Origin of the sequence: Ruminococcus sp. AF31-8BH, from assembly GCF_003460605.1 — a bacterium.
GTDB lineage: Bacteria > Bacillota > Clostridia > Lachnospirales > Lachnospiraceae > Blautia_A > Blautia_A acetigignens.
The window spans coordinates 16,324-33,589 of record NZ_QTVN01000003.1; the positions used below are offsets into that span (position 1 = coordinate 16,324).

The following is a 17,266-nucleotide window of genomic DNA, read 5'->3' on the forward strand; positions in this document are numbered from 1 at the left end:
TCTGTTTATCAGACATTAATTTCTGCTGTCATTCCAAGCATTTCCTTATGTGCATCCAGAACAGGCTTCACAATTTTGGAAACGAAGGTCTCAGTCTGCTCTTTCGCACGACCTACATATTTCTTCGGATCCATGGTCTTCTGAAGCTCTTCTAAGGTCAGGTTAAATGCAGGATCTGCTGCGATCAGCTCAAGAAGGTTGTTATCTTTACCCTCTACCTTTACGTTCTTTCCGGCTTCCATAGAAAGCTCACGAATACGCTCATGAAGCTCCTGACGGTCTCCGCCGGCTTTTACTGCATCCATCATGATATTCTCAGTTGCCATAAAAGGCAGCTCAGCCATCATATGTTTTTCAATAACCTTCGGATAGACTACAAGACCATCTACAACATTCAGACACAGATCCAGGATTCCGTCAATTGCAAGGAAGCCTTCCGGAACAGAAAGACGCTTGTTGGCAGAATCATCCAGAGTTCTCTCAAACCACTGGGTAGCAGAGGTGATGGCCGGATTCAAGGCATCTACCATTACATATCTGGAAAGAGAAGCTATACGCTCACTTCTCATGGGGTTTCTCTTATATGCCATAGCAGAAGATCCGATCTGGGATTTCTCAAATGGCTCTTCAACCTCTTTCAGATGCTGAAGAAGACGAATATCGTTGGACATCTTGTGCGCACTTGCTGCAATTCCTGCAAGCACATTCACAACACGAGTGTCAACCTTGCGGGAATAGGTCTGTCCGGATACCGGATAGCATTCCTTAAAGCCCATCTTCGCAGCGATCATAGGATCAATCTTGTCAATGGTCTCCTGATCTCCGTCAAACAGCTCAAGAAAGCTTGCCTGTGTACCGGTAGTACCCTTGGAGCCAAGAAGCTTAATGGTATCAAGAACATACTCAAGATCTTCAAGATCCATCATAAATTCCTGTGTCCACAGTGTAGCACGTTTACCCACTGTAGTTGGCTGTGCCGGCTGGAAATGTGTAAATGCAAGTGTTGGCTGATCTTTATATTTGTCAGCAAATCTTGAAAGCTCTGCAATTACATTCACCAGCTTCTTCTGAACCAGCTTCAGTGCTTCTGTCATAACGATGATATCTGTATTATCTCCTACATAACAGGATGTGGCTCCCAGATGGATAATTCCCTTTGCTTTCGGACACTGCACACCGTAAGCATATACATGGGACATAACATCATGACGCACTTCTTTCTCACGTGCTCTGGCAACATCATAGTTGATATCATCTGCATGAGCCTTCAGTTCATCAATCTGTTCCTGGGTAATGTTCAGTCCAAGCTCTTTCTCAGTCTCTGCCAGAGCGATCCAGAGTTTTCTCCAGGTGCGGAATTTCATATCCTGTGAAAAAATGTACTGCATTTCCCTGCTGGCGTAACGCTCAGACAAAGGGCTTGTATATCTGTCTGTACTCATTCTTTTTTCTCCTGTTTCTAAGTAAATATTTATAATTCACTTTGCAGCCTGTCTGTATGCGGCAAATACCGGACTACAGACATAATGTGGATAAATTTCCTATATTTCAGGGCAGACTGATGCCTCAGTCTTTTCCACATACAAGGGGATTATATAACATCCAAAGATTTTAAGCAAGCCCCTGATGGAATTTTCCCAGGAATTCCTTCATTCGTACATGTTCAGAGGCGGGAGTTTGACAGTTGAATAATTAAAAATCACCCTGCAGGCCTTATAAAACCTGCATTTTTTATGTCAAATTTTACGTTTTTATATGTGCTTGTTTGTAATAGTGTAGTATAATAAAAGAAAAACGACCACAACACCCATATTTACTGGGTTTGTAGCCGTTTTGCCACCTTACAACTGTCAAAGATGGGATCTTAACACAAACGCAAAGGCAGAACAACCAATTGCCGGAATCATCAGAATGATTGTTACTTTACCGTAAATCTGCAAAACTGCGCACAGCCTGTACTCTGTTTCTGTTCAGAGTGTACATACATTCCCACTGTACAGCCGGTAAAACCGCCTGCCGCTTCTGTACACATATGGCTGATATCCACCTCCCTGATTATACATTGTGATTTTTCTTCCGTCTCAGGCCGAATCAGCCATACCTGTGCCAGGCTTTGGTCTACGCGCAATCTCAGGGTCTGCATACCTCTTTTCTCTGTTTTCTTTTCTGCAAGTATCTTCTCTGTTCCATTGATACATACTGTGACATAGATATAGCCGTCTGCCCCCACTTCTCCATATTCTGCCAGAAGATAATTCTGAGAATTCTGAAGATAGGCAATTCCGGCTCTGTCACCTTTTTCTCCTGCTTTTAACAAAAACTCCGTCTCTGCCTGAAATCTATGGTGCTTTTGTCTCACCGCAACATACGAAGGACTCCCATTATCCCCAATTGCCACAGCTTTTGCAGGAAGTTTTAAACATTCTTCCTGTTCATCTATTGTATAAGCATTCGGCTGGGGATTTCTGAGCATCATAAAATCCAGTGGAAGCTTTTTATCTGTCATATTTTTGAAACTGTAATTTCTGACTTCATTCAGTTCTCCGGGCATAGAGTTATCCTTCTCACCAGGCAGACAGATTTCCTTTTCCAGCATTCCTACTCCCGGGTTTACCACCGGCCAGTCATCCTCCCACTCTACCTTTGCCAGAAAAGTCTCTCTTCCCAGAAATGTCTTTCCGTCCACAGGTCTGCAGCCCAGAACAACCATAAACCAGTTTCCCTGTTCATCCTCAGTCAGATCGCAATGTCCTACACAGGTAATCTCCGCATTTTTTCCCAAATGTCTGTGCGTCAGGATCGGATTTGTCCCTGCATATTCATAGGGACCAAAAATGTTTTTACTCCTGGCCACCATTTCACTGTGATGCTCCGCTGTTCCACCTTCTGCATGAAAAATATAGTAATAACCATTTCTTTTATAAAGATGAGGACCCTCCGGCCAGATTGCATTTCTCTGGAATCCATATAAAACAGGATGTGCCTCCCCTTCTAGCCTGAAAGTCTGTAAATCCAGCTTCTGTATCCATATTTCGCAATCACCATTGTACCTGCCGCCACGGGAATTTTCTCTCTGCCCGATATAATAACAGGTTCCATCCTCATCAAAGAATAAGCTAGGGTCGATTCCCCTGGCATTTTCCAAAAAATGAGGTTCTGACCATGGACCCTGGGGATTTTTTGCAGTTACTATAAAATTTCCACCGCCAGATACATTGGTAGTGATCAGATAAAAAGTTCCCTCATGCCACCGAAGTGTAGGAGCATAAATCCCCTCATTATGTTCACAGCCCTGTAAGGGTAGCTGGCTCTCCCGTGTCAATATATTGCCGATCTGCTCCCATTGTGCCAGATTTTTGCTGCGAAATACAGGAATTCCCGGAAAATATGCAAAAGTAGATGTAACCAGATAAAACCACTCTCCTACCCTGCATATGGACGGATCCGGATAAAAGCCACTTAAAATCGGATTTTTACAAGTTATCATTGATCATTTCCTCCCGTAAATCAAATATGAAGTCTGTAAACTCTCTTATATGCTTTTCAGCAAACCCTATATCAGTGAATGCCAGATTATAAGATCTGGCACTCTCCATTTATTTTACAATATATTTTTATTTTTGATAAATTTTCTACATAGGTACATTCTGCATTGAATATCAGGTTTCTGGCTGCATTCATATAATTCACATAATCTATATTAGTGGTATACCACACATTCTCATGGTCTGAAATCTTTCTGCAGAAGCTTTCCATTTGCTCCCATGTCTGTTCCCGGTCAAACTCAAAGCTGTGTCCCCATACATAGAGAAGAGGAAGCTTCTGATAATCCGGTTTGTGCAAAAACTTTTCTGCAATTCCCCTGAATGCATCATTGTGATGACAGGACGGAGTCCACCTCATAAAATCCTCCGGAATGCGGAAATTTCCTGTAGACTCCACGGTCCTGCTGTATGCAAACCCAAGATTCTTCAGAGTATTGATGACCCTTTCGTCATATTCTCCAAATGCATAAGAGCATCCCCTGATAATCCTTCCCGTTTCTCTCTCCAGACTGCATCTGTCCTGATAAAATTCCTGAACTAGCCTTTCCTGCGAAAGATGTGTGGGATACTCATGTGCAACACCATGGCAGGCAATTTCATGTCCCTGATATAAGCTTTTCAGTTCTTGTGTTTTTATAAATCCTTCTGTATCCAAAGTCCCTGAGTTCAGATGAAATGTTGCTTTCAGATTATATTTATTAAAAATATCAACCAGTCTTCTATCAAAAATCTGGCCATCATCATAACTGAATGTAACTGCCTGGTCTTTCCACTGCGGATAAAACAATTCAAATTTCATAAGCTCAGTCTTCTTTCTCCCAGATTATCTTTACAGGTGCTGTTCCGGTAAGCTCTATACTTCTTTCATCCGGCTGGCTACAGCCTGCAAAAATCTCATATTTCCTGCCATCCTCTACACGTTTTCCATTTTCATCTACCACTGTAAATGCCTTTTCCCAGACAGGAACCATAACTTTTCTGCGTTCTCCTGCTTTTACAAAAATTCTCTGGAATCCTCCCAGTGCAGGATTTGGAATTGCATTTTTACTGTCAAGATTTTTTACATAAACCTGAACAACTTCCTCCGTATCTGCATTACCCTTATTATATACTTCTGCCTCTACTGTTATCTGCCGTCCGCACTGTCTTACCTCTGCATTTTCTACTTTTACATTACTGTAGGTAAGTCCATATCCAAAGGGGAACTGTGCTTTTCCTTCCATATAACGATAGGTTCTGCCTTTCATGGAATAATCTGTAAATTCCGGAAGTTCTTCAAGGCTCTCGTAAAAGGTAACCGGAAGTTTTCCGGATGGGGAGTTTTCCCCAAACAGAATTTTTGCTGCCGCTTTTCCGCCCTGGCTTCCCGGATACCACAGAACCATAACTGCATCAAATTTCTCTGCTGCATAGCTAATGTCAATATCACTTCCTGCCATCAGACAGAGAACCACCGGTTTTCCGGAACCAGCCATTGCTTCCATTAAATCAATCTGGGACTGAGGCAGCTTCAGGCTCTCTTTGTCTCCGGATGCATAGCTGTTTCCGGTATCTCCTTCTTCACCTTCCAGTGTCTCATCCAGACCTACACAAAGAATCACCACATCACTGTTTTCTGCAACGATCTTAGCTTCCGCAAGACGATCTCTGCTAAATGCCAGAGGTTCTGTCCTGTCTCTAAACAACTCGCTTCCTACAGAACTAAGAATTCTCACATCCTCACCTACATAATCCTGGATTCCCTCCTGGATCGTAATATATCTGGATGCAGTTCCATGATAGTTTCCAATCAAAGCCTTTCTGCTGTCTGCATTAGGTCCCACAATTCCGATTGTTTTGATATTCTCTTTTTTTAATGGAAGAATTCCATTATTCTTCAAAAGTACAAAGCTCTTCGCTGCTGCTTTCTCTGCTGCTGCCAGATGTTCTGCTGATTCTACTTCCATATAGGAAATATCATCATATTCACTGCCATCAAATAACCCAAGAAGATATCTGGTAGTAAAAAGTCTTACTGCTGATTCCGTAATTCTTTCCTCTGTGACAAGCCCCTTTTCATATGCTTTCATAATATGAAGATATGTATTTCCACAGTTCAGATCGCAGCCATTATTAATGGCAAGTGCTGCTGACTCATAAGCCGTATTAGTCACCATATGATGTTCATGGAAATCTCTGATCGCCCAGCAGTCTGATACAAAATGTCCCTGGAACTTCCAGTCATCTCTCAGTTTTTTCTGCAGAGCAGGGCTTCCACAGCAGGGTTCTCCATTTGTGCGGTTATATGCTCCCATAACTGCCTCTACATCAGCCTCCTCTACCAGGCTTTCAAATGCAGGCAGATAAGTTTCCTCCATATCTTTTGCAGATGCCTTTGCATCAAACTCATGTCTGATCGCTTCCGGTCCGGAATGCACTGCAAAATGCTTTGCACATGCCGCAGCTTTCATAGTTTCTCCATTACCCTGAAGAGCTTTTACAAAAGCTACTCCAAGCTCTTTGGTCAGATACGGATCTTCCCCGTAAGTTTCATGGCCTCTGCCCCATCTCGGATCACGGAAAATATTTACGTTTGGAGACCAGAATGTCAGTCCTTTATAGATATCTCTGTCTTCTTCACTGGAATATGCATTGTATTTTGCACGTCCTTCTGTTGCTACAATATCTGCCATCTCAGCTACGCAATCTCTGTCAAATGTAGCAGCCATGCCAATTGCCTGCGGAAATACAGTTGCCTGTCCTGCCCTGGCTACCCCGTGAAGTCCTTCATTCCACCAATTATAAGCCGGGACACCAAGTCTCTTTATAGCCGGCGCATCATATTTTAACTGACTGGCTTTTTCTTCCAATGTCATTTTGGATACCAGTTCCTGCGCTTTCTTTCTTGCCTCGTCTCTGTTCATACAAGCCTCCTTTTACACATTCCTTTCATACATCATCCTTTTACAGCACCTGTAGTCAGACCTTCTACGATTTGATTACTGAACAGGCAGTATACAATAACGGTAGGTGCGATTGCGATAATGATCGCCGCGAACATCTGTACATAGTTGGTAGCATATGGTCCTACGAAATATGTAAGTGTTACAGGCAGTGTTTTCTTTACCGGGTCTGAGATAAATACCATAGCCAGCAACAGTTCATTCCAGTTACCAACAAATGTCATAAGACCGGAAACAAAGAATCCTGTTCTGCAAAGTGGAAGTGCGATTCTGAAAAAACATCCGTAAATTCCACATCCGTCAATGGCTGCTGCCTCAAACAACTCTCCAGGCATAGATTTGAAAAATCCTGTCAGAAGGAAAATAGTCATCGGAAGGGAAAACGTAATATACGGGATCATCAGACCTACTCTTGAGTTAGTCAATCCCAGCCCTGCAAAACGTACGAACAGCGGAATCAGGATACAATGTACCGGAACCATCATTCCGATCAGGAAAAATGTGTGTGCTGCTTCTGATAATTTCCAACGCATTCTTGCAATGGCAAATGCTGCCATTGCTCCAAAAAACAGACTGACTACAAGTGTGATCCCACAGACCAGTACTGAGTTTACAAGTGCAGTTCCAAGCTTACCCATTGTCCATGCCTGCTGGTAATTTTCCCAGTGAAATACTTCCGGCAGGGCAAATGGAGCTGCCATTACGCCTGCATTATCTTTGAATGAAACACTTAACATCCATAACAGCGGAGCCACATAAATCACAGCAAGTGCAATAAGAAATATATAAAGAATTACTGTAACAGGCTTTACCGGTTTTCTTGATTTTTTTGTCTGCATCTCTGTTACCTCCTAGCCCTCGTAAGTTTCAACTTTAATTACTTTTTTAACCAATAATGTTACAATCAGACACATAACCAGTAAGACTACAGAAATCGCACTGGCATAACCATATTTAAAATAGTTAAAACCTTCTGCATAAAGTTCTGTCGCAAGCACCTCGGTTCTGTGGTTTGGTCCACCCTGAGTCATGTTATACACAAGGTCAAAGAATTTAAGAGAACCGATACAGTTCAATGAAAGTGAAGTTACCATCATTGGTTTGATCAGTGGAAGTGTAATATAACGGAATGACTGTGTCTTTGATGCGCCATCTATATAAGAAGCTTCATATATGTCTCTAGAAATTCCTGTGATCTGAGCCATATAAAGCATCATATTCTGTCCAACATACTGCCATAAGGCAACAAATGCAATTACCCACATGGGAAGTACAATAAAACCTTTGGAATCCATCAGCCAAAGAGGGCCTTTGATTCCGAACTGTGCCAGCAGATTATTGATACCGATCTTTGGGTTAAACATAAATGCCCATAAAAGACCTAAGGCTGCTGAGGAAAGAACGGATGGAAGATAATAAATATTTTTGAAAAGGTTTCTGCCTTTCTTAATATTGGTAAGCATAACTGCAAGACCAAGGCCGATCACCTGCTGAGTGATAGCAGAAAAGATCATAAAGAAAATAGAGTTTTTTAACGCAATTTTAAATGTAGAATCTTGAAAAAATAGCTTTTTATAGTTTGCAAGTCCGGTAAATTTGGGCGGTGTCAATGCCGCATAATCGCATAAAGAATAATAAACCATCTGCACCATAGGGATAACCAGTACCAGGACAAACATGATCAGTGCCGGTGCGATAAATATGAAAATAGCCTTCTTATTACGTAAAATTTTATCCATAATTGCCTCCATTTAAAAACTGCTGCGGAACTTTTTTCTTCCGCAGCAGCCATGTAAATTCTGTACTATCTATCCACAATTATTCCCAGACGTTTTCTTCATAGAAATCCTGTACTGTCTGGAAGGCTTCTTCCGGAGTCTGGTTTCCAAGGAATATATCAACCATTGCATTGTCGAAGCAGTCACCGGCTTCTACAGATGCCAGAGATTCATTGTAGAATCCAAAAGTACCAGTTGCTTTGTCCATGATATCCTGAACATATTTCAGCTGTGCAGGAGCTTTGTCATAGTCAATGTCAAGATCTTTGATAATCGGGAATTTTCCTGCTACTTCTGCTGTATATTTCTGTGCTTCTTCATCTGTAAACATCTTCATCAGTGCGATTGCTGCATCCTGATGCTCTGTTGTAGAACTCATCAGTAAGTTGTCTGTTTTAACGATCATACGGTTCGGATCATTTGCTCCGTCGATTCCAGGGAACTGGAATACACCGCATTTGCTCTGGAAATCAGAATTATTACCATTGATCTGAGCGATAGCCCATGATCCCTGTACCAGCATTGCTGCATCTCCATTGTAGAAGTTTGCTGTAGCCTGATCATTGGAGTCACCAGCTGCTGTTTCCTGGAAATACTGAGATAACTCTTTTAATTTCTCACCTGCTGCAATACAGTTATCGTCTGTCCAGTTTGCTGTATGATCTGCGATTGCCTGAAGATCTACACCTGAACGGTCACAAAGATAACCTGCAATCATTGACAGGCACCATGCAGTTCCTGCGGAACAGGAGATTGGTGTAATACCAGCATCCTGCAGTTTCTTACATACATCGATCAGTTCATCATAGGTAGTCGGAACTTCTACTCCGGCCTTCTCAAAAAGCTCTGTATTATAGTATACACAGGCTGCTGCGAAGTTTGTTGGAACTGCCATGATCTTTCCATCATAAGTCAGTCTGTCAAAGATTCCATCTGTAAATGTTGCATACCAGTCTTTTTCCTGATTTTCAAGAATGTCTGTCAGGTCTGCTGCTGCTCCTGCATTTACATATACATCCATGTTCGGTCCCGGGTTGCAGATATATACATCCGGTGTCTGTCCTGCTGCGATCAGAGCATTTAATTTTCCGTCATATTCTTCCAGGTTTGTTGTGATCGGTGTTACATGGTATTTCCCTTCGTATTCTGTATTGAAACGATCAATAATGTTTTTATATCCTTTGGAAACCAGATCCTCTGTAGCTTCCAGATCATCCCAGAACATCCATGTGATTTCCTCTGTGTCATCTGCATATGCAGGCACTGCTACTGCCATGGTTCCCGCTACCATAGCTGCTGAAAGTAATACTGAAAGTAATCTCTTCTTGTTCATTTTTTTAATCCTCCTTTTGATTCATTACCTCGTTTCTTGATGGTTCTACTATATCAGAATGTCCTGTGATTGGCTCCATAATTCTTGTCATGTTGCTATCAATTCTTGCTATTTATCTACTACTATTTTCTTCAATATGTCAATTTTAATAGATTTTTATATTCTTTTTTATATATTTTGACATATGTTTTTATTATTTCAATTTTTCCAATGTTATATATTGCCATTTACACATGTTTTTGATACATTATATACACAAACATTAAAAATCAACATTTGCTATCAAAAGCAATAATTAGGTGTAAAGGAGTCCATATGATCCATAATTTACAGGGAATTCATGAAACCGTTGATTACAAAGCAGATACCCAGATATGTCTTTATTACAATGATGAAGCCGAAAACTATCCTCCTCACTGGCACCCTTCTTTCGAAGTGATCATGCCTGTTATCAATGACTACCGGGTAGTCTGCGGTTATAACGATTATCATATCAAAGAAGGAGAAATTCTTGTTATATGTCCCTGTATGCTCCACGAGCTCTTTGCTCCGGCAACAGGAGAAAGGATTATTTTTCAGCCCGACCTGAGCCACATCAAGCTAAAAGAACTAGATCTGATCACTCCACTCCTCAGTCCCGCCATTCTGATCACCAAGGAAGAATATCCACAGGTCTATGAACACATCCACAGTCTTATGTTAGAAATTAAGGATGAATATATGAATTTTACCACCTATTCCGAAATTTCCATCATTGCAAAATTCCTGGAAATCCTTGTGGATATTGGCAGAAATCACAAAGCTTTTCATCAGCAGGACGGAGACCGTGATATTCACCATCAGAAAGAATATATGGAGAAATTTCTGTTTATCACCGACTATATCAGCAACCACTTTTCTGAAAACCTTACTCTGGAGGAGGTTGCCAGTCTGGCAGGATTCAGCAAATATCACTTTGCCCGCCTTTTTAAACAATATACTAATTCCTCCTTCTACAAATTTCTGAACCAGAAAAGAATTGAATACGCAAAATCTCTTTTGCTGGATCCGGAGCTTGCTGTTACCGAAGTGGCAATACAATCAGGCTTTTCCAGCCTGTCCGCCTTTTTACGGATGTTCAAACAATTAAACCTGTGCACTCCCACAGAATTCCGAAATATGTATGATTCACAATTCCAAAAAACACCTGCTTCCGGGAAAAAGTAATCCCGGAGGCAGGTGTCTGTATTTGCTGCTTTGCAGCAAATACCCCCCAGATATTCACTGATAACTACATTTCGCAGTTTTCTGGTCAGAGGAAAGGTTCTATCTTCTCGCTGTCTTTGATACAATTTTATTTTTACAGATACCTTTTTATTTTTCCTAACCTTTCAAAAACAAGGATCTCGACCTGCTCCGGCAGGGACTGCAGCGTTTCCATAAAATTTTCCATCATCTGCCGCTGCGCCTTTTTGCGTGCAATAGCATCTTGTGTAATTTCGAGCTTTGCCGTCAAATGTCCAGATATTTTCTTTTTCAAAATAGACCTCCGTGCCGTGTTCCTTCAGCTTTCGGATTGTCGTAAGACTGTCAACCGTGTTGCGGGCAAATCTGGAAACGCTCTTTGTTACGATTAAATCGATGCGTCCGTCCAGCGCGTCCGACACCATGCTGTTAAAGCCGTCACGCTTTTTGTATTGCAGCCTGAAATACCCTCATCCGCATATATGCCGGCAAATTTCCAATCGTCACGGCTTTTTATGTAGTTCGTGTAGTAATCTACCTGTGCCTCATAGCTCGATGCCTGATCTTCATGATCGGTGGACACCCGTGCGTATGCTGCGGTTTTCCGCTTTTTGACCTGCGTCAGAGGGACAGCGGAATAAGTTCCCGGCCGATATCGGCATATCCAGACCTTGCCTGCGGAAACATATGATTTTCTCTCCGAGCCAGAAAGAATTACGAGGATTCGCAGAAATCCAGGGAAACGATAGAAAAGGAAATTTCCGTCCAGGAATCCATGTCGGAATTCTTCTCGGGCATCAAGTTGGGCATGGACACCTTTAAAACCATCAACGGGAATGAGTTTACCATCACCAGCGTTAGCGATACCAATATCAATGGCACGTTTCCCATGTACTGCATGTGCATAGTGTCTTGTGAAGTTTGTATTAATACCGCTTTCATCGAGATATATTTGATGTTCTGCATTTGCACCAGATATAGTTTCTATCCATTGACTGCGTTTTCTCTGCACATCGGGGACGCTCCTGTTCTTTTGCATGCAAAGACTGTTTCTTATAAGTGTAACCTTGTTTTATCAGAAAACGCCTGACAGCTTCATCGCCTACAGGTAAATGAAGCGTTTCGACAATCTCCTTCATTGTGATATCCGGTTGTTCTTGCACAAGTTCCAGAATATCGTGGTGCTGTTTTTCTGTAAGAATTGTTTTCCGGCCTCTCATCTGCGTTCTGGTCTCATAACTGCCAGTGCGTGCACGCTCTTCTACAAGGCGGTATAAAGTCTATAACACGATCTACTACAAGGAAGTACCTGTTGTTACAGGGGACATGGATGAGACTTTAATTGTCACTTATTCTCCTAAGTACAAAGCCTACCAGAGAAAGATCCGCGTCCGACAAATTGAAAGGGCTGAACGGATAATCACAACACCTGGGCGCAAAAGAAAAGGGAAGAGCCAAAACGATCCTATGCGTTTCGTGAAAAAGACTTCCGTTACTACTGATGGTGAGATTGCTGAAAAACAAGTTTATGATCTTGATGAAAAACAGATCCAGAAAGAAGAAATGTATGATGGGTTTTATGCGGACCCTCATCAAGAATACAAAACAGATAAAATCAAAGCAAGGATAATATAGTACATATCGCTGCAAAAAGAAAAACGGCCACAACACCCATATTTACTGGGTTTGTAGCCGTTTTGTCACCTTACAACTGTCAAAGATGGGATTATATAACATCCAAAGATTTTAAGCAAGCCCCTGATGGAATTTCCCCAGGAATTCCTTCATTCGTACATGTTCAGAGGAAAATACCTCCTGCGGGGTACCTTCTACTGCAATGAGGCCATCATCCATGAAAATGATCCTGTCAGAAATATCTTTGGCAAAATTCATCTCGTGGGTGACGATTACCATAGTGATGTGTTCGGCTGCCAAATCCTTAATAACCTTCAGGATCTCTCCTGTAAGTTCCGGGTCAAGGGCGGATGTTGGTTCATCGAAAAACAGAATATCCGGGTTCATACACAAAGCCCTGGCAATGGAAACTCTCTGCTGCTGTCCGCCGGAGAGCTGGTAGGGGTAATAGTTTTCTTTGTCAGAGAGTCCCATTTTTTTCAAAAGCTCTCTTGCCTGAGCGTAAACTTCTTTTTTGTCTCGTTTCTGAACTTTAATTGGGGCATCAACAATATTCTTGATTACAGAAAAATGGGGAAAAAGATTGAAGTTCTGGAAAACCAGGCCGATTTTTCCATTTTTGATGATTTCGCCGGAGTCCGGGATTTCCAGACCGGTGGCGCAGCGGAGCAGGGTGGACTTGCCGGAACCAGAAGGGCCGATGATGCTGAGGACCTCGCCCTGGTCTACTTCCAGGGAAATGTCGCGGAGCACATCCAGAGCTCCGAAGCTTTTCTTTATGTGTTTCATTTCAAATAGTTTCATAATGAGGGACTCCATTCTTCTTAACGATAATAATTCAGTTTTTTCTCTACCTTGTCCATGATCACAGCTACCAGAAGGTTAAATACATAATAAAATACGGCGGCTACCACAAAAGGAACCATAGTGGTCTGGGAGCTGGCGATCTGTTTGGCCAGGGTGAACATTTCGGCTACTGCTACTACGAAGGCAAGGGAGGTGTCCTTGACCAGGGTGATCACCTCATTGGTGATGGACGGAAGGATTCGCTTAAATACCTGAGGCAGGATGATGCGAAAGAAGGTCTGTGCCTTGGAATAGCCAAGGATTTTAGCTGCTTCGTACTGGCCTACCGGCATGGACTCAATTCCGCCGCGGTAAATTTCTGCAAAATAGGCTGCGTAGTTAATGGTAAAGGCAATGAATACCGCAATCAGGCTGTAGCCCATGGAAATGCGGATTCCGAAAATGAAATAAGGACCGAAATATACTACCATCAGCTGCAGCATCAGCGGCGTTCCGCGCATGATGGAAATATAGGCGGTCATAATCCACCGGATCACTGGTATTTTGGACATTTTTCCCCAGCAGACCAGAAGTCCAAGGGGCAGGGAAAAAACAAGGGTTACAAAGAAAATCTCGGTGGTTACCGTCATTCCCTTTGCAAGCTGGCTTAACATCACACTAAAACTCATAGTTTTTTGATTTCCTCCTGTTGATACTTGTATTCTAAGATGTCTGTCTGACACATTTTTTCACCTCTGTGAATTACAAAGCACCCTTTTTCCGTCAGACATCCTTCTCGCTAAGAAAAGAGGGTGCGCCAGGTACCCTCTTCTCTGCTTTTCTATGTACAAAATAATTTGTTCTAATATATTGAATTTAACTGAATCAAAACTCAGCGGCAATTTCAAGGATTATTCAGCCTCATCCTCAGCTGCATCTTCTGTTTCTGCATCAGCAGCTTCTTCTGTATCCGCATTCTCATCTTCTGCGTCTTTGCTGTCCTCATCTACAAGGCAAAGCATATCTGCGACTCCATACTGTTCTGCCAGCTTATCGATCTCGCCGTCCTCGTACAGCTTCATAACCTCTGCCCATACCGTATCGCGGAGCTCTTCATTGCCTTTGGCAAAGCCGATGCCGTACTGCTCGCTCTGGATTGGCTCGTCAAGGATCTTGTATTTGCCCTCTTCTCTCTGAGCCAGCTGGTATTTGGCAACACCGATATCAACTGCAACGGCATCTGCTGCACCGGAATCAATGTTCATAAATGCGGTATTGTAATCCGGGTTCTCAGTAAGGGAACCGAAGCTGTCTGTCAAGTCTTTGTTATCATCGCTGTTCAGCGCATCCAGTGCTGCGGAAGCTGCCTGAACCACTACGTTCTTGCCAGCAAGATCTGCAAGAGTATCAATTCCGGAATCAGAAGCAACTACCATAACCTGCTCATTGTTCAGATATGGATCAGACCAGGTGTAGTCGTCCTCACGTCCGTTGATCGTGAAGCCGTTCCAGATGCAGTCGATGTTTCCGGAATTCAGCTCCATGTCCTTGGAATCCCAGTTGATCGGCTTCTTCACAAGTTCCCATCCAAGGTTGTCGCACACCTTCTGTGCAATATCCAGGTCAAATCCAACATACTCACCGTCCTCATCCATATATCCAAATGGCGGATACTCTGCATCAAATCCAACAGTCAGTGTCTTGCTGTCTGCATCTGCATAAACAGTTACACCGGAACACACGCCTGCTGCCATCAGGGCACTCATCATAATCGCCAGCATTCTCTTCTTCATAATATCTATCCTCCTGAAAGTTGTTCTCAAAGTAATTTTAGTACGTTTTCACGCTACCATGTTAAAGCATGTTTGTATGGTAGCATACGAAAGCGTTTCTGTCAACATGAAATTTTAATGCCGGAGATAAAAAACAAATAGCAAAGCACAGATTCATCATGAACCTGTGCTCCTGTGATACTCCCCTGTTAATTTTTCCAGCATTTCGTCCGTCCTGCCTGGTCTGATGCTGATCTCTTTTTTCTGGGAAAACTGATCCAGCGCTTCCTTCAAAGCAGCCTTCACCTCAGAAGAAACATTTAACACCTTCAGCTTCTTCTCATACTCCTCCGGCTTCTTTACGCTTCTGTACGCAAGCAGGTAGCAGATCAGTTCCTTGTCGCTGCTCTCTGTAAGGAATGCCTCCCAGAAGCATTCCAATGCCTTCTCCATCTGGAAAAGATAGCTGTACGCACATCCCAAATTGTGCCAGATGCTCATAGTAAGCCCCGGCTTCACCTGCTCCAGCCCCTCTTTCTTAAGAAGCTGCTGGTAAACCTTGATGGCACTGACGTACATTTTGTTTGCCACCAGCGCATCTCCCTTTTGCTTCTGGCGAAGAAGAGGCGCCTCCTGATCCAGCTTTGCCAGCTTCACATTCAGGGCCTTCAGCTCATCATAGGTAAGATAATTGATCTCCTTAAAAATGGGATAAAGCACATCCTCAATACTTGCAAATTTGCCAAGATGGGGACGAAGCTTGGCTGCCAGCCTTGGCAGATCCAGTTCCTCGCTGATCCAGATACATAAGCCCTCATTCATAACAGAGGAATCCACCAGATACAGGTTATGGTACAGGTAATAGCAAAGCTCTTCCAGTGAATAAATATTCGTGCTGATGTTCTCCACAAAATAAGGCTTTCCGGCCTTTTTTGTCTGACATAAAATATATCCGCTCATGTTCCTGCCTCCTTTACCACTCTACCAGTTCATCCCAGACCTTGCCGCTTGACGGGAACATCTCCCCAAAGCCCAGGTCCTTTACCTGAACACGGCAGCGCTTCTGTGATACATACGCAAGGGAAAGAGACAGTCTTGTGGTCTTATTCGGACGCTCCGGCAATCCCGGCAGTCCCATGATCACCTTCTTTTTCTGCTTCTCGCCGAAGGTTCCCACCACAAAAACGAGTTCTGCGGTATCATCCAAAATCAGCTCGCAGCTGGCCTTGCACTCATACCAGTTCTTTCCGGCTTCAATAAGAGGATAATAGGCAGGCGCACCCATCACCCGCATATCCATGCCAATGTCTTTCAGAACCAGTGCCGGGCTCATATAACGGTAGCCCTTAAGGATCTTATCCTCCATCCGCTCTTTTCCGGCAGCGCAGGCTCCCTTTGCGAAAAGATTGTTGCCGTAATAGACTTTTCTTCTCTGCATGCAAAGGCTTCCGATGGACTTCTTCGCCCACTTGGGATCAAAGCCGTAGCCTGTGATCTGAATGCTGGAAAACAGCCCGGTTCCCAAAGTTTCCTTTATGAAATCCCGGTAAGCCTCATCTCTGGCCTCCACAGCCTTCTCTCTTTTCTCCTCATCCGCTGTGAGGGAGGGAAGCGTAGTCACCTTAGGCTCCTCCAGGCGCACCAGTACCGGTCTGGTACCGCCGTCCATAGTCAGCTGGCGGAACTCCACCTCATCCTGGTGAAAGGAGTACCAGCCAATGCTTCGGTTCCAGGTCTCCCTTTTCTGGGTCAGGGAATAATAATAGAAGCACTCCCCATGATCCATCAGCATATACTGGTTCTTGCCAAATCCAATGTCCTGGCAGGCTTTTTCCAGGTTTTTCACCTGTGTATCCTCAAGCTCAGGACTTGTGATCACCAGGCATTTGGTATTTTTCACAACGTCTGTCACACCCAGGAATTTCAGCATTCCCCGAAGAAAAACGCCCAGCAGCTCCCATGGCTCTACCTGCTCTCCAAAAAGCTGTACGCTGTCTTCTTTTTTGCAGACCTCATACAGGTCATCCACCAGCTGGCCGCTTTTTTCCCGTGCGAAATACACTGCTTCCACACCGATTGTATATTCCTTTTGCTCTCCCCTTCTGCAGATACAGGTGGGGACCTCATATTCCTCAGTTCCAATCTTCATGGACACCGAGCAGGGTTTCTCCCCTTTCCGGTCATAATAGCAGATCTGGGAATAGTCTTTTCCAAAATCAATTCCTATGATCAAATCACGAATTTCGTTCAT

15 protein-coding genes and 1 pseudogene are annotated in these 17,266 nt (G+C 43.2%); 2 read left to right on the forward strand and 14 right to left on the reverse strand.

Features of this window, described 5'->3' with window-relative positions:
- Positions 1–8: 8 nt before the first annotated feature.
- From purB to DWZ38_RS04470, 7 genes are all read right to left on the reverse strand, one after another.
- Positions 9–1,442, reverse strand: coding sequence for an adenylosuccinate lyase (purB, locus tag DWZ38_RS04440; RefSeq protein ID WP_117850454.1), 1,434 nt, complete (start codon positions 1,440–1,442; stop codon positions 9–11).
- A 476-nt stretch (positions 1,443–1,918) separates the two neighbouring features.
- Complete coding sequence (locus DWZ38_RS04445) at positions 1,919–3,487, reverse strand: glycoside hydrolase family 43 protein (RefSeq protein WP_117850457.1); 1,569 nt, start codon at positions 3,485–3,487, stop codon at positions 1,919–1,921.
- A gap of 86 nt (positions 3,488–3,573) precedes the next feature.
- Positions 3,574–4,344, reverse strand: a complete 771-nt coding sequence (locus DWZ38_RS04450; RefSeq protein ID WP_117850459.1) for a polysaccharide deacetylase family protein — start codon at positions 4,342–4,344, stop codon at positions 3,574–3,576.
- 4 nt (positions 4,345–4,348) lie between these two features.
- Entirely contained in the window at positions 4,349–6,448 is a 2,100-nt protein-coding gene (locus DWZ38_RS04455; RefSeq protein ID WP_117850462.1) for a glycoside hydrolase family 3 C-terminal domain-containing protein, read from the reverse strand.
- A gap of 32 nt (positions 6,449–6,480) precedes the next feature.
- Positions 6,481–7,326, reverse strand: a complete 846-nt coding sequence (locus DWZ38_RS04460; protein WP_117850464.1) for a carbohydrate ABC transporter permease — start codon at positions 7,324–7,326, stop codon at positions 6,481–6,483.
- 12 nt (positions 7,327–7,338) lie between these two features.
- Positions 7,339–8,226, reverse strand: coding sequence for a sugar ABC transporter permease (locus tag DWZ38_RS04465; RefSeq protein ID WP_117850467.1), 888 nt, complete (start codon positions 8,224–8,226; stop codon positions 7,339–7,341).
- 79 nt (positions 8,227–8,305) lie between these two features.
- On the reverse strand, positions 8,306–9,598 hold the full coding sequence (locus DWZ38_RS04470; RefSeq protein ID WP_117850470.1) for an extracellular solute-binding protein: 1,293 nt from the start codon (positions 9,596–9,598) through the stop codon (positions 8,306–8,308).
- A 315-nt stretch (positions 9,599–9,913) separates the two neighbouring features.
- Here DWZ38_RS04470 and DWZ38_RS04475 point away from each other — a divergent pair, with 315 nt between their 5' ends.
- A complete protein-coding gene (locus tag DWZ38_RS04475; protein WP_117850472.1) occupies positions 9,914–10,804 on the forward strand; it encodes an AraC family transcriptional regulator in 891 nt (296 codons plus the stop codon).
- 133 nt (positions 10,805–10,937) lie between these two features.
- Here DWZ38_RS04475 and DWZ38_RS22120 read toward each other — a convergent pair whose 3' ends face one another.
- Both DWZ38_RS22120 and DWZ38_RS04480 read right to left on the reverse strand, forming a co-directional pair.
- The gene (locus DWZ38_RS22120; protein ID WP_173766000.1) at positions 10,938–11,117 is read right to left on the reverse strand and encodes a hypothetical protein; all 180 of its coding nucleotides are present in this window, start codon (positions 11,115–11,117) and stop codon (positions 10,938–10,940) included.
- Positions 11,095–11,486 (reverse strand): annotated as a pseudogene (locus DWZ38_RS04480) (recombinase family protein); the annotation flags it as partial. The pseudogene DWZ38_RS04480 and the gene DWZ38_RS22120, both read right to left, overlap by 23 nt.
- A 662-nt stretch (positions 11,487–12,148) precedes the next feature.
- Here DWZ38_RS04480 and DWZ38_RS04490 point away from each other — a divergent pair.
- The gene (locus DWZ38_RS04490) at positions 12,149–12,457 is read left to right on the forward strand and encodes a DUF908 domain-containing protein (protein ID WP_243000154.1); all 309 of its coding nucleotides are present in this window, start codon (positions 12,149–12,151) and stop codon (positions 12,455–12,457) included.
- 111 nt (positions 12,458–12,568) lie between these two features.
- Here the strand turns inward: DWZ38_RS04490 and DWZ38_RS04495 are convergent, their stop codons facing one another.
- The 5 genes from DWZ38_RS04495 to DWZ38_RS04515 all read right to left on the reverse strand — a co-directional run bounded on the left by DWZ38_RS04495 (position 12,569) and on the right by DWZ38_RS04515 (position 17,266).
- Entirely contained in the window at positions 12,569–13,261 is a 693-nt protein-coding gene (locus DWZ38_RS04495) for an amino acid ABC transporter ATP-binding protein (RefSeq protein ID WP_021925002.1), read from the reverse strand.
- 20 nt (positions 13,262–13,281) lie between these two features.
- Positions 13,282–13,932: an amino acid ABC transporter permease gene (locus DWZ38_RS04500; protein WP_117850477.1), complete on the reverse strand. Its 651-nt coding sequence runs from the start codon at positions 13,930–13,932 to the stop codon at positions 13,282–13,284.
- 222 nt (positions 13,933–14,154) lie between these two features.
- Positions 14,155–15,036 carry an amino acid ABC transporter substrate-binding protein gene (locus DWZ38_RS04505; RefSeq protein WP_117850479.1) on the reverse strand — a complete coding sequence of 294 codons (882 nt, stop codon included), beginning with the start codon at positions 15,034–15,036 and terminating at the stop codon, positions 14,155–14,157.
- Between the two features lie 156 nt (positions 15,037–15,192).
- Positions 15,193–15,975 carry a hypothetical protein gene (locus tag DWZ38_RS04510; protein WP_117850481.1) on the reverse strand — a complete coding sequence of 261 codons (783 nt, stop codon included), beginning with the start codon at positions 15,973–15,975 and terminating at the stop codon, positions 15,193–15,195.
- Between the two features lie 13 nt (positions 15,976–15,988).
- The gene (locus DWZ38_RS04515) at positions 15,989–17,266 is read right to left on the reverse strand and encodes a DUF5716 family protein (RefSeq protein ID WP_117850484.1); all 1,278 of its coding nucleotides are present in this window, start codon (positions 17,264–17,266) and stop codon (positions 15,989–15,991) included.